The 14,312-nt window shown below is 40.7% G+C and carries 15 protein-coding genes; 11 read left to right on the plus strand and 4 right to left on the minus strand.

Annotation, left to right across the window (positions count from 1 at the left end; all coding sequences use genetic code 11):
* Positions 1 to 2 precede the first annotated feature (2 nt).
* The 5 genes from BLR15_RS02670 (at position 3) to BLR15_RS02690 (ending at position 4,667) form a co-directional block, all read left to right on the plus strand.
* Complete coding sequence (locus tag BLR15_RS02670; RefSeq protein WP_092984437.1) at positions 3 to 1,379, plus strand: sensor histidine kinase; 1,377 nt, start codon at positions 3 to 5, stop codon at positions 1,377 to 1,379.
* Positions 1,366 to 2,220 (plus strand): PepSY domain-containing protein, encoded by an 855-nt coding sequence (locus BLR15_RS02675; protein ID WP_092984438.1) that lies wholly within the window; start codon positions 1,366 to 1,368, stop codon positions 2,218 to 2,220. Before BLR15_RS02670 ends, BLR15_RS02675 begins: the two co-directional genes overlap by 14 nt.
* Before the next feature lie 131 nt (positions 2,221 to 2,351).
* Positions 2,352 to 3,080, plus strand: a complete 729-nt coding sequence (locus BLR15_RS02680; RefSeq protein WP_092984713.1) for a methionine ABC transporter ATP-binding protein — start codon at positions 2,352 to 2,354, stop codon at positions 3,078 to 3,080.
* Positions 3,073 to 3,759, plus strand: a complete 687-nt coding sequence (locus BLR15_RS02685; protein ID WP_092984440.1) for a methionine ABC transporter permease — start codon at positions 3,073 to 3,075, stop codon at positions 3,757 to 3,759. Before BLR15_RS02680 ends, BLR15_RS02685 begins: the two co-directional genes overlap by 8 nt.
* A gap of 35 nt (positions 3,760 to 3,794) precedes the next feature.
* Complete coding sequence (locus tag BLR15_RS02690) at positions 3,795 to 4,667, plus strand: MetQ/NlpA family ABC transporter substrate-binding protein (RefSeq protein ID WP_176754037.1); 873 nt, start codon at positions 3,795 to 3,797, stop codon at positions 4,665 to 4,667.
* A gap of 39 nt (positions 4,668 to 4,706) precedes the next feature.
* On the opposite strand, the gene BLR15_RS02695 is transcribed toward BLR15_RS02690, so the two are convergent.
* The 3 genes from BLR15_RS02695 to BLR15_RS02705 all read right to left on the minus strand — a co-directional run bounded on the left by BLR15_RS02695 (position 4,707) and on the right by BLR15_RS02705 (position 7,181).
* Positions 4,707 to 5,177: a hypothetical protein gene (locus BLR15_RS02695; RefSeq protein WP_092984442.1), complete on the minus strand. Its 471-nt coding sequence runs from the start codon at positions 5,175 to 5,177 to the stop codon at positions 4,707 to 4,709.
* 78 nt (positions 5,178 to 5,255) lie between these two features.
* Positions 5,256 to 6,683, minus strand: a complete 1,428-nt coding sequence (locus tag BLR15_RS02700; protein ID WP_092984444.1) for an aldehyde dehydrogenase family protein — start codon at positions 6,681 to 6,683, stop codon at positions 5,256 to 5,258.
* Positions 6,684 to 6,833: 150 nt separating this feature from the next.
* Entirely contained in the window at positions 6,834 to 7,181 is a 348-nt protein-coding gene (locus BLR15_RS02705; RefSeq protein WP_092984446.1) for a hypothetical protein, read from the minus strand.
* Positions 7,182 to 7,345: 164 nt separating this feature from the next.
* On the opposite strand from BLR15_RS02705, the gene BLR15_RS02710 reads away from it, so the two are divergent.
* The 3 genes from BLR15_RS02710 (at position 7,346) to BLR15_RS02720 (ending at position 10,917) form a co-directional block, all read left to right on the plus strand.
* Positions 7,346 to 9,061: an acyltransferase family protein gene (locus BLR15_RS02710; protein WP_245696520.1), complete on the plus strand. Its 1,716-nt coding sequence runs from the start codon at positions 7,346 to 7,348 to the stop codon at positions 9,059 to 9,061.
* 188 nt (positions 9,062 to 9,249) lie between these two features.
* Positions 9,250 to 10,302, plus strand: coding sequence for a PTS sugar transporter subunit IIC (locus BLR15_RS02715; protein WP_092984717.1), 1,053 nt, complete (start codon positions 9,250 to 9,252; stop codon positions 10,300 to 10,302).
* Positions 10,303 to 10,443: 141 nt separating this feature from the next.
* Positions 10,444 to 10,917: a glutathione peroxidase gene (locus BLR15_RS02720; RefSeq protein ID WP_092984450.1), complete on the plus strand. Its 474-nt coding sequence runs from the start codon at positions 10,444 to 10,446 to the stop codon at positions 10,915 to 10,917.
* A 127-nt stretch (positions 10,918 to 11,044) separates the two neighbouring features.
* Here the strand turns inward: BLR15_RS02720 and BLR15_RS02725 are convergent, their stop codons facing one another.
* Positions 11,045 to 11,485 carry a YtoQ family protein gene (locus BLR15_RS02725; protein ID WP_092984452.1) on the minus strand — a complete coding sequence of 147 codons (441 nt, stop codon included), beginning with the start codon at positions 11,483 to 11,485 and terminating at the stop codon, positions 11,045 to 11,047.
* A gap of 99 nt (positions 11,486 to 11,584) precedes the next feature.
* Between BLR15_RS02725 and BLR15_RS02730 the strand changes: the two genes are divergently transcribed.
* The 3 genes from BLR15_RS02730 (at position 11,585) to BLR15_RS02740 (ending at position 14,303) form a co-directional block, all read left to right on the plus strand.
* Positions 11,585 to 12,253 (plus strand): HAD family hydrolase, encoded by a 669-nt coding sequence (locus tag BLR15_RS02730; protein ID WP_092984454.1) that lies wholly within the window; start codon positions 11,585 to 11,587, stop codon positions 12,251 to 12,253.
* Positions 12,254 to 12,266: 13 nt separating this feature from the next.
* Entirely contained in the window at positions 12,267 to 12,602 is a 336-nt protein-coding gene (locus tag BLR15_RS02735; protein ID WP_092984456.1) for a hypothetical protein, read from the plus strand.
* Positions 12,603 to 12,794: 192 nt separating this feature from the next.
* Positions 12,795 to 14,303, plus strand: coding sequence for a malate:quinone oxidoreductase (locus tag BLR15_RS02740; protein ID WP_092984458.1), 1,509 nt, complete (start codon positions 12,795 to 12,797; stop codon positions 14,301 to 14,303).
* The last annotated feature ends 9 nt before the right edge of the window (positions 14,304 to 14,312 follow it).

Consider the following 14,312-nt stretch of genomic DNA (forward strand, 5'->3'; position numbering starts at 1 on the left):
CCATGAAATTAGGGACTAAGATTCAGCTGTATATCACTGTAATGTCCGCCATTGTCGTCATTCTTATCAATACATTCGTCTATTACAGTTATAAGAACTTCACGTTGGAAGCCGAAATGAGCCAGCTGGAAGGCCGGGGCATTAATATTTCGCAAGAAATCCAGAATGCTATAGGCAGTGATGCAAATACCCGTGCGGTACTGCAGTCACATCTTTTGTCAGATGGTTTCATCACGCTTCTTAACGAGGCAGGAGAACAGGAACTCAGAATCACTACCAGTGCGAGCTATCCTGAAGATTATGAAGGGTATAATACCGGTCAGTACAGGGATGTCGTTACTTATGATGATATCCATTTTGTCATGGTTTCCCTGCCGGTCATATGGGAAAACGGTGAAGTCTATAACTTGCAGGTATATGAAAATATAGAGTTTTTATATGATACTTTCAACCTGCTCCAATGGATATTGATCATCTCCACCCTGATTATCCTTATTGTCATCTACTTTTTAAATCGAATCATTACGAATATCATTTTGAAGCCGATAAACAGACTGATTGAAAAAATCAAAGAGACTGAAAACACCAGTGCGTATACAATGCTGGAAGTGAACAACAATGATACTAAAGAACTGAGAGATCTGTCAGAGTCCTTTAACGAAATGATGCTTGATCTTAAAGAAAATGATGAACAGCAGCAGGCGTTTATAATGAATGCTTCCCACGAGCTGAAAACTCCGATTACAGTCATCGATTCATACAGCCAGATGCTCAAGCGCTTTGGCAAGACGAGAGAAGACATTTTAGATGAGAGCATCTTTGCAATATCCGATGAAGCAAAGCGCATGAAATATTTGACCGAACAACTGCTCAGCTTCAGTAAAGCAGCACAGGCAAAAGAAAATTTCCGTCCTGAAAAGCTGAATCTGGTCGATATGATATCCGGGATTAAAAACAGGCTAGAGCCTGTGTACGGCAGAAATATCGAAGTGCATCATGAAGCGGACTTCATGTTTGTGACTGCTGATGCGGACAGTCTGGATCAGCTGCTTAAAATATTCCTTGATAATGCCTATAAATACAGTTCAGAAGACATTAACATAAATATTACCAAGGACAAGGAATTTACAAGGGTGGATATCATAGACAGAGGTATCGGCATACCGGAAGAGGATCTGGGGAAAATTTTCAATCGTTTTTACCGCGTGGATAAAGCACGGGCAAGAAAGACCGGCGGCTCAGGCCTCGGTTTATCAATCGCAGATGAACTCGCAAAAATGAACGATATACGGGTCAGTGTTGAAAGTACAGTTGACGAAGGAACAACATTTACTCTGAAATTTGAACATGGAAAGGAGGAACAGGATGAAAACCGGTAAAATAGTAATTGCTGCAGTCGCAGTAACGCTGGGCGTTATAATAGGCATTGTCTTCATGAACTTCATGGAAGCGGACTATATCAATGAGGATGAAGTCAGAGCAATTGTCACAGATCGTTATCAGGGCGATATAAGCAATGTGTCACTTTCTGAGAATGATGACTATTTTCTTGTCACAGTTGAGAATGAACAATATTTATATGAAATTACGATTAACAGAGCGGAAAGTACAGTAGAAGATATAAAATCTTCGGAAAACCCGGATTATGTAGCAGAGAAAGATACTGAGGAGACGACTTCTGAGGAGTCCGGTACTGAGGGTTCCGATTCTGAAGAGTCTGGAACTGAGGATTCCGGAACTGAAGAGTCATCTTCAGAAGGAACAGATCAAAAAGAGGAACCTGCTGGCGATAACAAACAGGGAGAAGGAACTTCTGATGAAACTGCGTCTGAGTCTGGAAGTAGTGAATCCCCGTCAAATGAATCTGAGGCCATATCGATGGAAGAGGCCCGTGATATAGCAATGAATGAAGTGGGAGGATTATATCTTCATTCAACATTGAATGAAGAAGTCAGCCCAAGCGAATATTTGATTGCCAATCTGATTGATGGTGATGATGAAGGAGCGATTGTTTCAGTAAATGCTGTAAACGGTACTGTCAACAAAGTGATTTTCCTGGATATTGAATTTGATGAGATTGGTGACCTTGAGTCATTTATGCGTCAGGTCGCATCATACAATGCACAGAATCAGCACTACTATATAGAGTATGATGACGATGATGACTGGGACGATGACGACTGGGACGACGACAATGACGATGACTGGGATGATGATTGATATGTAAAAGGCTGATTTTCCAATCAGTCTTTTTTTATGCAGGGAAACAGATAGCTTCTTTATTTCCTGAAGGTATTATGGTATATTCATGAATGGTGACAGATGGACCGGGGGTGTTCAGGTTGATAAACATGAACAGTGTAACAAAAACATATCAAGGGAAAAATGGTCCATTCAATGCTGTGGACAAAGTCTCGTTAAAAGTTGAAGAAAATGAAATATTCGGTCTGATAGGCGAAAGTGGAGCAGGGAAATCCACATTACTCCGATTTATCAATGCTCTTGAATCTCCTACTGAAGGTTATGTGAGTGTAGATGATACAGACGTCTTCAATCTTTCAAGGAAGCAGTTGCGCCAGCACCAAAAGGGTATAGGGATGATATTTCAGCAATTCAATCTGTTGAATAACAAGTCTGTCAGAGAAAATATCCAACTTCCACTGGAGTTACATAAGTATGAAAAGCCATTAACCGTAGAAGAAGTGCTGGCATTTGTCGGTCTGCCTGATAAGGCTGATAATTATCCCAGTCAGTTATCCGGCGGTGAAAAACAACGGGTGGGTATTGCCCGTGCACTGATTACACGTCCTAAAATTCTGCTTTGTGATGAACCGACTTCTGCTCTGGATGAAAGTACCACTGAAGAGATTGTCGATGTTTTAAAACGTGCACACGAGGCATTTGATATGACGATCCTTGTCGTCACCCATGAGCTGAATGTCATTAAAAGAATGTGCAGGAGATGTGCTGTGCTGGAAAAGGGCAGACTTATCGATATTATTGATATTGCTCCAAAAACGCGTAAACAAAGCTATAAATCATATCACGACCGTGTTCTGAAGGTGCTGAAAAATGGTTGATGCTGTCAGGGAGTACATTGTTCGTGTTATAGAATTTTGGCCTGCGTTATTTGAAAGCCTTTGGGAAACGGGCATCATGATGGGTTTTGCAATGATAGCGGCAATTCTGCTTGGACTGCCGCTCGGTACACTTCTGTATTTGACCGCTAAAGGTAAGCCGATGGAAAATATTTATATATATCAGCTGTCAAACTTCTTCGTAAATATTGTCCGCTCATTCCCATTTCTGCTGCTTGTCGTAGCCATGCAGCCGTTTATAAGAGCAGTTTACGGAAGAGCGACCGGTGACCCTGTGGCAGCATCATTTCCTATGATGCTCATTGCCATTGCTCTTTATGCACGTTTTGTTCAGCAGTCGTTATTGGATGTACCGCGTGGCGTTACAGAAACTGCCCATTCAATGGGTGCTTCAAGACTCCAGCTTGTCTGGAAGTTTCTGTTTGTGGAATCCAGAAGTTCATTGATAATCGGTTTTACCACAGCATTTGTGAGCTTCATCTCCTACTCTACAATCATGGGTGTTGTAGGCGGCGGCGGTATTGGTGATTTTGCCATTCGTTACGGCTATCAAAGGTATGAAACGGATATAATGTACACTGCAATCATCGTCATCATCATTATTGTGCAGATTATACAGTGGCTGGGATTAAAACTTGCTAAAAAAGTGGATAAAAGATAACAATAAAAAGTTATAAATTATAAGGAGTGAAAATAATGTTCAAACGTAATTTATTATTCGTATTGCTGGGTGTCATTGTATTTGTTATGGCGGCATGCGACAGCGGAGATGAAGAAACTTCAGAGAATGCTGAAACAGAGGAGAACGGCAATGAAGATGCTGCTGAGGAAGAGGATACTGAATTACAGGTGGCCTCCCAGACAATTCCAATGACTGATGTCGTTAAACTGGCAGCTGAGGCAATTGAAGAGCCGTACACTGTTGAAATGGTTGAAGTTGCCGATAATATCCAGTATAACGAAGCCCTTTTGAATGAAGAAGTGGATGCAAACTTTGCCCAGCATGAACCGTTCATGGAAATGTTCAATGCTGAAAGAGACGGTAATCTGGTTGCAATACAGCCGATCTACAATGCGATTGTGGGATACTATTCCCCTGTATATGATTCAATCGATGACATAGAAGATGGTGCTGAAGTCGCAATCCCAAGTGACGCCACAAACGAAGCACGTGCGCTGATGATTCTGGAACAGCACGATCTGATTACACTGTCTGACGGTGTGACTTATGATGCCACAGTTGATGACATCGAAGAAAATCCGCATGATTTCACTTTCACTCATGTAGACCTTTTAAATTTAACATCTTCTTATGAGGATGGTGTCGAATTGGTGTTCAACTACCCTACATATATCGACAGCATCGGATTGACACCGGATGATGCGGTATTCCTGGAAGAAGATGAGAATAATACATTTGCTATTACACTGGTTGCACGTGAAGATAACCAGGATTCAGAAGCGATTCAGGCACTGCAGGAAGCATTTACATCGGATGAGGTTTATGAATTTTTATCCGGACTTGAGGATGAAGGCCATCTCGAACCTGCATTTGAACAGGGTGAATAGTAACAGCCCAATGTTTCACGAGAAACATTGGGCTGTTTTTTATATCTTTAATTCATACTCCTGAGCAAGTTTGGCTTTGAACAGCTTTGTGTATATATCTGTAACGACCGCTTCGAGACGGGCATTATGGATGTTGTCCATATCATGCATACGGATCACAGTTAATTTGACATTTGAGGATTCCAGCAGCTGTTTGAATCCTTCGTCCTTTTTGAAATCATTTTTCAGCCGTTTGAATACATTATCCCTGCTGTTTCCGACGATAAACAGATCACCGTCTTTGAACAGCATATATATACCTTTTAAGTCGTGCATGAACTGTAAGTCATACGTACTTTTAAACTCTTTTTTAAGTTTATTGAAATCGATGGACCGTTTATTATTTTTATCTATGATAGTCAGTTTAAAGTTTTCCATATGGCTGTTTTCCCAGATTTTGCCCAGATCACATGCATATTTTGTAATGATAGATTTCATTAATTTTTTATCTTCCAAATATTCTTTAACCATATTATCACCTCGTTCATAACACTTTACTTCAATTCAACAGAAAAGTCATCAAAATAAAACTCATGACAGATGACAGGCTTATGCGAAATAACCTTTGATGGTTTTGACTTCTAAAAACTCATCAATACCGAAATCGCCCCATTCACGGCCGAGACCGGATTGTTTATAACCGCCGAACGGCAAATCGGCCTGCCCGGGCACATCATTGATCCCCACAGTACCTGCCTCTATTGAACGCGCAATTTTCTTCAATGATTCTTTATCGTTGCCCATAACATAGCCTGCCAGGCCATATTTAGTGTCGTTGGCAATCTCAATCGCTTCGTCCAGGTCCTTATAAGTGATCACAGACATGACAGGCCCGAAGATTTCTTCCTGTGCAATCTGCATTTTATTATCGACTTCCGTGAACATAGTCGGTTTGGCAAAATATCCATTGTCAAGGCCGTGAGGCTTCCCTGTGCCGCCATGGTACAATTTAGCCCCTTCTTTTGTACCGATGTTGATATAGTTCTGAACTTGCTCAAATTGCTTTTTGCTTATAATCGGTCCCATGGTTGTATTATCATCATTTGGATCACCGACGACGACCTCGTCCATATATTTTTTGGCCTTGCTGATGAATTCATCTTTGATGGATTCCGGGACGAGAGTTCTTGTACCTGCAGTACATACCTGACCTGTATTGTTGACCACTTTCTGGACTGCAGACTTTGCCGCCTCATCTATATCCACATCGTCCAATATGATGTATGGAGATTTACCGCCGAGTTCGAGTGCAACGCGTTTGAAATCCCGGCTCGCCTTCTCCATTATTTTTGACCCGGTCGCGCCTGAACCTGTAAATGACATCATACGGACTTTCGGGTGGCTGGATAAAGGTGTGCCCACCCCTTCTCCATCACCATTAACAAGATTGAAGACGCCTTTTGGTACGTCTGCCGCATCGAATATTTCGGCAAGGATAATTGCTGCAAACGGTGTTTCCTCGGATGGTTTCAATACTACAGGCGACCCGGCCGCCATAGCTGCTGATAACTTTAATGAAGTCTGATTCGTCGGGAAATTCCACGGAGTGATCAGACCGGCAACACCGATAGATTCCTTTACTACAAGAGCATCTCCGCGTCTTTCTTCAAACTGAAAATTACCCAAAGCATCTCTGGCAGCTTTAAAGTGTGTCAATCCCATTTCGTAGTGCACTTTATCCGATTTGCTCTTTGGAGAACCAAGTTCGGAAGTGATTGCTTCAATGATGTCATCTTTTCTTTTTTCATACTCAATCACAATTCTGTCGAGCATACTCTTTCTGTCTTCTGCCGGCATATTCCTGAATTTGAGATAGACGGAATCTGCCGCCGCTACTGCTTTATCCACATCTTCTTTGTTACCTTTGGCTATCTTTCCAAAGACTTCTTCCGTTGCCGGATTGATAACATCGATATATTCACCGCTCGTGCTGTCTACCCATTCTCCATTGATGTATTGCTTTGTGTAATTGTTCATTATCAAATCTCCTCATAGTCATGTTATTTATATTTTATCCCATTAGTAACACATATAAACTATTAAGAACAGGATGTAAGGTTCCTTTGTTTCATATATAAATGCAAAATAAAAACCATTGCGGCAATGTATCGCAATGGTTTCAAATGATTATTTGCGGAAAGTTTCAAAGAAGCTCAATGTATTCAGACCAAAGAATTTAAGTGCACCTTTTGTTTCTTCAAAACCGTCCCCTGATTTATAGTGCTTGAATATCGCAGTACCCAGCACAAGGTTCATCATGATAATACCTATTCTGACAAGTGTTTTACTGAACAGTGTAAAGAACATCAGCGCACCGCCGATAGCTTCGAAATAACCTGCAAGCTTCATCTGGTTACTGTCCACATTGAACTTTTCTTCGAAACCGGTACCGAGTTCCCCGTCGTTTTGAACTTTTTGAAGTCCGCCTTCAAACATGTTCTTACCTACATAAAAGTTGACTACATGACGTAACATATTAAATCCTCCTAATTTATTGATTTTAATTATATATACCCAAGAATTCCCATGCTAATTTATAATAGCATGATATAATCGAAATTACTTATTATCAATCTGAAAGTAAGGTCAGAATTATGAGTGATCACTCTAATCAATTGAAATTACAAAACTCTAGATACATGCCTGGTCTGGATGGCTTGAGAGCTGTCGCAGTCATAGCGATAATAATTTACCATCTGAATCCCCGTTGGCTGCCTGGTGGCTTTTTAGGTGTGGACACTTTCTTAGTGATTTCAGGTTACTTGATCACAAGTCTGCTGCTGAGGGAATATCATAACACTCAGATAATCGATTTGAAGAACTTCTGGATAAGAAGGTTCAGAAGATTGATACCTGCCTTATTTTTTATGACCGGCGTCGTGATTACATATGTTCTGGTGTTCGAATCCGGAATCATCCGGACCGTCAAAGAGGACGGGATTGCAGCATTCCTATATTTATCCAACTGGTGGTACATCATTGAGGATGTCAGCTATTTCGAAGCATCCGAACCGAGACCGCTCATGCATTTATGGAGCCTTGCAATCGAAGAGCAGTTTTATATCATCTGGCCGGTGGTTTTGCTGGTGCTTCTGTCGAAGTTTAAAAATTATAAACATATTATGCTTATTATCCTCATAATGACCATCATCTCATTAATATGGATGATGGTGCTCGCATTGCCTTATGAGGATAATTCCAGAGTGTATTTCGGAACCGACACACGACTCCAGACACTATTGCTGGGTGTACTGCTCGCATACATATGGCCGCCTTTCAGGCTGAAAAAAGATATCGGGCAGAAAATAAAAGTCTGGATAGACGGAATCGGAATCGGCGCCCTGCTTATACTTATCATTTTCTTTGTCACTGTCGATGATTCCAGTCATTGGATTTATTACGGTGGGCTTTATTTGATTACACTTGTGACATTATTGCTGATTGCCAGCAGTGTACATCCTTCGACCGTGCTGCCCAAAGTATTGGGGAACCGTTTTATGCTGTGGGTGGGTACCAGATCATACAGTCTGTATCTATGGCATTATCCGATTATCACTTTGATTAATATGAATTTTGTACAGGGACAGATTCCATTTTATATAATACTGCTCCAGGTCTTACTGACTGTCCTCTGTGCTGAAATATCCTTCAGGTGGATTGAAACGCCTTTGAGACGTCATGGATTCAAAGCGGTATGGCCGGCGGCCAAGCACAGAGTACGTTTCGTTACGACAGGGGTCATCGCTGTTGTCAGTCTGACAGTGATGACGGGAGTATTCGACAGTCTGCATCATGATGTGAATGAAAACCGGCAGACGAATTTTATGTCGGAACAGGAGACTCCTTCAAAAGATGAAGAAGTGTCAGATGAAGCAGTCGATTTACAGGAAATCAGTCCGCTTTTCATCGGAGATTCAATCATGGTCAACGTCGGCGAAGAGCTTGAGGCACGAATTCCGAATGCAGTCATCAACGGGGAGGTAGGCAGACAGGTAAGGGATACTTTGGAACTGGTAAAAGATAATTACGATGATTATGGGGAATCGGATGATATTATAGTGATTCAGCTGGGAACAAATGGGACCTTTACGGAGGAGGAGCTGAACGCGCTTATAAACGTCTTCGAAGAGGCGGAAATATATTTCGTAAACACACGGGTGCCCAGATCATGGGAAACATCGGTGAATGAAAATCTGGAAGAAGCGGGTAATCAGCATGAGAATGTCACAATTATTGACTGGCATTCACATTCCGAAGGTAAGACGGAATATTTTTCAGCAGATGGTGTACATCTTTTGCCGGAAGGCGTAGAAAGTATGACTGATCTTATAATTGACGAAATCAGCAGGAAATGAAGAAGCATATATTTTACATGTTTAAAATAATATTATGTCCAAAGTGTCAATTTTAACGATAAAATGTAATAATACATCAAAATATCATAGGATTTTACATTTTTTGTTTTGTGATTTTTAGAACAAGTAACTATAATGGAAATACTGAAAGCCTTTTTAAAGGATTAAAAATATTGGAGGGACTTAAAATCGATCAGTTAATAGGTATAGGACTTTTATTATTAATACTCGTTTTTTTCAGCTTATTTACATACTATGCGCCGTACGGCAGTGAGGTTATGAGCGCTCTGGCTGCAGCAGCCATCGCGACATTTTTAGTGGAGGCATTACAGGGATATGTCATAGGGGACATCTTTGCCCTTGATTTCTTTAAAGAAACAGGGACAGTCGCGGGTACACTTTCAGGCGTCATTGTTGCGATGTTAGTCGGCCTGAAGATGGGCGTCAACCCCCAAAACTCTGCAATACTTGCTGTAGCTTTTGGAGAAATTGGTCTAATCCCTGCATTATTTTCGGCATACCTGGTTGCATTCCTAATTAAATTTTTCCAGAATAAAGTATCACTGGGAATGGACTTTATACTGGTTATTTTAATCGCAGTGCCTCTGGCCAGATGGTTTGGATTATTAATTACACCTCTGGTAGATGGATCATTGCTTAGAATTGGTGCAATCATTGAGTTGGCAATGGATGCAAGTCCATTGGTCATGGGCTTGATGCTTGGTGGAATCGTTACAGTAGTGGGTACCTCTCCTCTGAGTTCCATGGCTTTGACTGCGATGCTTGGATTAACTGGTGCACCGATGGCGGTTGCGGCACTGTCAGCTTTCGGTTCGGCATTTATGAACAGTACTTTGCTTCATAGATTAAAAATTGGTAAGTTGAAATCTGTAATTTCAATCGCAATAGAGCCTTTGTCCAAAGCGGATCTTGTTACTGCTAACCCGATTCCAATCTATACGACAAACTTTGTCGGCGGGGCCTTAAGTGGTATCGTCATCGCATACTCAGGTATGATCAACGATGCACCAGGTACAGCTGCGCCTACACCGGGCCTGCTGGTCATGTTCGGGTTCAACCCTGCCGGACAAGTGCTATTATATGCAGCAATCTGTGCTGTCATCTGTTTCATTGTCGGCTGGGCTGGCAGCTATGTGTTCAGAAACTTCCCTATCAAGAACAGTGAAATCCTGACAGAAGATCAGACTTTCGCAAGTGCTAAAGCATCAAGTAAATATTAATATTTAATCTGTTGTACAACAGGAAGAAAGTATATGACAATTTGGTCATATACTTTCTTTTTGTCTTCGGACCATCGACTGAACTAAATATTATTGAATTGAATAAAATGTTGCTATAATATCTCATAAGGAGTGATATGAATGTCAATTTATGATATTGAAGTTACAGAGACAGACGGCAGTAATTATGAGCTTGAAAATTATCGGGGGCGTCCGATGCTGATAGTAAATACAGCAAGTAAATGTGGCTTCGCATCGCAATTTGACGGCTTGGAAAAGCTGTACCAGGAATATAAAGATGATGGCCTGATTGTTCTTGGATTTCCATGTAATCAATTTGGAGGCCAGGAACCTGGAACATCTGAAGAAGCAGCAGAAAACTGTAAGTTGAATTATGGAGTATCTTTTCCGATGCATCAGAAAATCGAGGTCAACGGAGAGGATGAACATCCCCTGTATGAGTATCTGAAATCATCCAAGAGAGGTTTGTTCAATGATAAGATTAAATGGAATTTCACTAAGTTTCTTGTAGATAAAAATGGTGAAGTGAAAGAAAGATATGCACCTAAAACAACACCGGAAGGCATAAAAGAAGATGTAGAACGGGTTTTATAACGGCACCCGTTATATGGATTAAATGCATAGATTCACAGGTTACAAAGGGTATTATTTAAAAGAGTAACGCAGTTGTAACGGCAAAATAAACAGGAATGTTTCACGGGAAACATTCCTGTTTTAAATTCTATTTATAAATATATTTTATGATCTCAAGTGCCTGATCCACAGTTTCCACAGTTACGTTGGCTTTGTTGGATAATTCTTTAAGAGCATGAATTGCGCTTTCCGGTCTGATAATGATTAAAGGCTTGCCGAGGTTGATGGCTGTAGTTGCGTCCATAGTCGTATTCCACTGCTTGTACTTTTCACCGTACAGTGCAATGACAAAATCAGCTTTGTTCATGAGAACAGAAGTCCTGAAGTTATTGATGCTGGAAGCCGCGTCGTCCCTGAAGTAATCATTCGGTTGTTTGCCTAAAACTTTCTCGCCGATATCATCCGATAAATCATGGTCAGTCTGGGGACCGACAAAATTTAAGTTCAATCCGCCTTCTTTTGCTTTTTTCTCAACTTCTCCGCGCCAGTCATCATGAATCTGGCCGGCTAGATAAACTGTAAACTCCATCAATTAATATCCTCCTTGTTAATCCTAAGTTATATATACTCTACTATAATTATGATAATATAGTAATTGAAATGATTAACATTGTAAGGATGTGGCTAGATGAAGGTTGCGTTATTCGATTTTGACGGTACTTTATATCCCCATGAAACATTTGATATATTAATAGAAAAGATAAAAAAGCATCCTGATTATAAGGCAGTCTACAATAAATTCATGAGAAGTTTTGCACCGATTTATGTTGGTTATAAACTGAAGCTGGTATCAAAGCTGACCATGCAGAACAAAGCGCTTGAAAAGTATATCCATGCTTTCAAAGGCATGGGCAAAGAGGAAATTGAGAACTTCTTTCACGAGATAGCAGTTAACATGGCTGGTGACATGCGCCCTACCCTGGTTGACCAGCTTCGTAAACTTAAAAAAGACAATTATTATATTGTATTGGTATCCGGTGCTTTCGTGCCGTTACTGGAAGCGTTATTCAAGTCAGAAACCGTAGATTATATATTTGGTTCTGTAATTCACTATAATCAGGGCAAACTGGATCACAAAAAGCAGTTCAACAGACTGCATTCCGGGATGAAGGTCAAACTTTTAATAGATCATTTTAACAACAGGGGTGAGACGATTGATTGGGAGAACAGCCTGGCCTTCAGTGACAGTTATTCAGATATACAGATGCTGGAATTGGTAGGAAATCCAGTTGCCGTACAACCTGATGAAAAGCTGTTGAAGATAGCAACCGAGAAAAACTGGAAAATATATAATTAAGGAGTTAATGGTATTGGATTTAACAGTAATAGATGAAAACGAACTTTATCCGACAGAAAAGACAGGCCCTGCAGTTCAGGGCACACTACTCTATAAAGTGGGAAATCAGACGGAATTTGAAGGTGCATATATTACTACGACAGAAAGAATGATCATGAATGTGGATATGAACGATGAATCATATAAACGTGTCTTCAGCTATCAGGACATTGTCAAAGCATATATGGAAAAAGAAGCCCTGTTTCTTGAGTTTCCTGAAGGTATGGGGAAGATAGCAATGGTTAATATCACTAAAGGCAGCAGTGAAGAATTCATAGAATTTGTAAGCTCAAAATTACAGACTGATTAAAGGGTCCTGAAAGGGATTCTTTTTAATTGGTATGACATATTTAAGTGATTGTATGACACATATCATTAAAACCCTTTAATCATCATATTAAAAGGCGTATAATGAACAGTAATAAAACATCTAAAACCAAACCTTCTTGTTGTCATGACTGTTGAAGGTTCTAAATGTGTAAAAGGAGAGCTTTAAAAGATTATGAGCCAGTTAGAAGATAAAAAAGACATTATTTTAATAGGCAGCGGCGTCATGAGTGCCACTCTGGGGACTATTATAAAACAACTTAACCCCGGGTGGAATATCAAAGTATTCGAGAAATTGGATAGTTCAGGCCAGGAAAGTTCTGATGCGTGGAATAACGCCGGCACCGGCCACTCGGCTTTATGTGAATTAAACTATACACCTGAACAGGCTGACGGTTCCCTGGACATCAGTAAAGCTGTAAAGATTAATGAACAGTTTCAGGTGAGCAAACAGTTCTGGGCTTATCTTGTTGAACAGGGAATGCTTGAAACACCTGAGAAGTTTATCAGGCAGGTGCCCCACTTAAGTTTTGTTGAAGGCAAAAAGAACGTGGAGTTTTTAAACAAACGTATCGACTCTCTTACAGATAACCCTTTATTTGAAGGTATGGAATTCGCAGATGATTATGATACATTGAAAGAATGGATTCCTTTGATGATGGAAGGACGTAAACCCGGTCAGGACATCGCAGCAACGAAGATCGATACAGGCACAGACGTCAACTTTGGAGCCCTGTCACGTAAACTGTTTTCCTTATTGGAAGAACAAAATGTGGAGATGAAATATAACCACAGCGTAGAAGATCTTAAGCAGCTGGATAACAACAAATGGCAGGTTACAGTGAAGAATCATGATACAGGTAAAACTGAATACCATATGAGTGATTTTGTATTTATAGGAGCCGGAGGCAATAGTCTTCCGCTGCTGCAGAAAACAGGAATTGAAGAGTCCAGGAACATCGGGGGTTTCCCTGTAAGCGGTATGTTCCTTGCATGTACCGATGAAACAGTAATTAACAAGCATAATGCCAAAGTATATGGAAAGGCAAAAGTCGGCGCCCCGCCGATGTCTGTGCCCCACCTCGATACACGTTATATAGATGGTAAAAAAAGTTTATTGTTTGGCCCGTTTGCCGGATTTTCACCGAAGTTTTTAAAGACGGGTTCTTATATGGATCTTGTAAACTCCGTCAAACCTTATAACGTCCTTACAATGCTCTCAGCAGGCGCAAAAGAGCTGGGTCTGACTAAATATCTTATACAGCAGGTATTGCTTTCTGACGAAGAACGTATGAACGATCTCAGAGAGTTTATACCAGATGCCAAAAGCGAAGACTGGGAATTGATTGTGGCAGGACAGCGTGTGCAGGTCATCAAAGATACTGATGATAAAGGTAAAGGAACGTTACAGTTCGGTACCGAAGTCATAACGTCATCAGATGGCAGTATAGCAGCACTTCTAGGCGCATCGCCAGGCGCATCTGTAGCGGTAGAAGTAATGCTGGATATACTACAACGATGCTTCCCTGCAGAATATGATCATTGGGAAGATAAGATAAAAGAAATGGTGCCGTCATATGGCATCAAATTATCAGAAAACCCTGAAATGTTCGAAGAGATTCATGAAAGCACGTCAAAATCATTAAAACTATCAACTGATGAAGACAGCGTACTTTTAAGTTAAAAAAAGATG

It is taken from the genome of Lacicoccus qingdaonensis, from assembly GCF_900101075.1.
In the GTDB taxonomy this organism is placed as follows: Bacteria; Bacillota; Bacilli; order Staphylococcales; family Salinicoccaceae; genus Lacicoccus; species Lacicoccus qingdaonensis.

Bases quoted from the DNA above. Each gene is read 5' to 3' on its own strand.
- BLR15_RS02670 (WP_092984437.1), top strand. From the start codon at position 3: ATGAAATTAGGGACTAAGATTCAGCTGTATATCACTGTAATGTCCGCC.
- BLR15_RS02675 (WP_092984438.1), top strand. From the start codon at position 1,366: ATGAAAACCGGTAAAATAGTAATTGCTGCAGTCGCAGTAACGCTGGGC.
- BLR15_RS02680 (WP_092984713.1), top strand. From the start codon at position 2,352: ATGAACAGTGTAACAAAAACATATCAAGGGAAAAATGGTCCATTCAAT.
- BLR15_RS02685 (WP_092984440.1), top strand. From the start codon at position 3,073: ATGGTTGATGCTGTCAGGGAGTACATTGTTCGTGTTATAGAATTTTGG.
- BLR15_RS02690 (WP_176754037.1), top strand. From the start codon at position 3,795: ATGTTCAAACGTAATTTATTATTCGTATTGCTGGGTGTCATTGTATTT.
- BLR15_RS02695 (WP_092984442.1), bottom strand. From the start codon at position 5,177: ATGGTTAAAGAATATTTGGAAGATAAAAAATTAATGAAATCTATCATT.
- BLR15_RS02700 (WP_092984444.1), bottom strand. From the start codon at position 6,683: ATGAACAATTACACAAAGCAATACATCAATGGAGAATGGGTAGACAGC.
- BLR15_RS02705 (WP_092984446.1), bottom strand. From the start codon at position 7,181: ATGTTACGTCATGTAGTCAACTTTTATGTAGGTAAGAACATGTTTGAA.
- BLR15_RS02710 (WP_245696520.1), top strand. From the start codon at position 7,346: ATGCCTGGTCTGGATGGCTTGAGAGCTGTCGCAGTCATAGCGATAATA.
- BLR15_RS02720 (WP_092984450.1), top strand. From the start codon at position 10,444: ATGTCAATTTATGATATTGAAGTTACAGAGACAGACGGCAGTAATTAT.
- BLR15_RS02725 (WP_092984452.1), bottom strand. From the start codon at position 11,485: ATGGAGTTTACAGTTTATCTAGCCGGCCAGATTCATGATGACTGGCGC.
- BLR15_RS02730 (WP_092984454.1), top strand. From the start codon at position 11,585: ATGAAGGTTGCGTTATTCGATTTTGACGGTACTTTATATCCCCATGAA.
- BLR15_RS02740 (WP_092984458.1), top strand. From the start codon at position 12,795: ATGAGCCAGTTAGAAGATAAAAAAGACATTATTTTAATAGGCAGCGGC.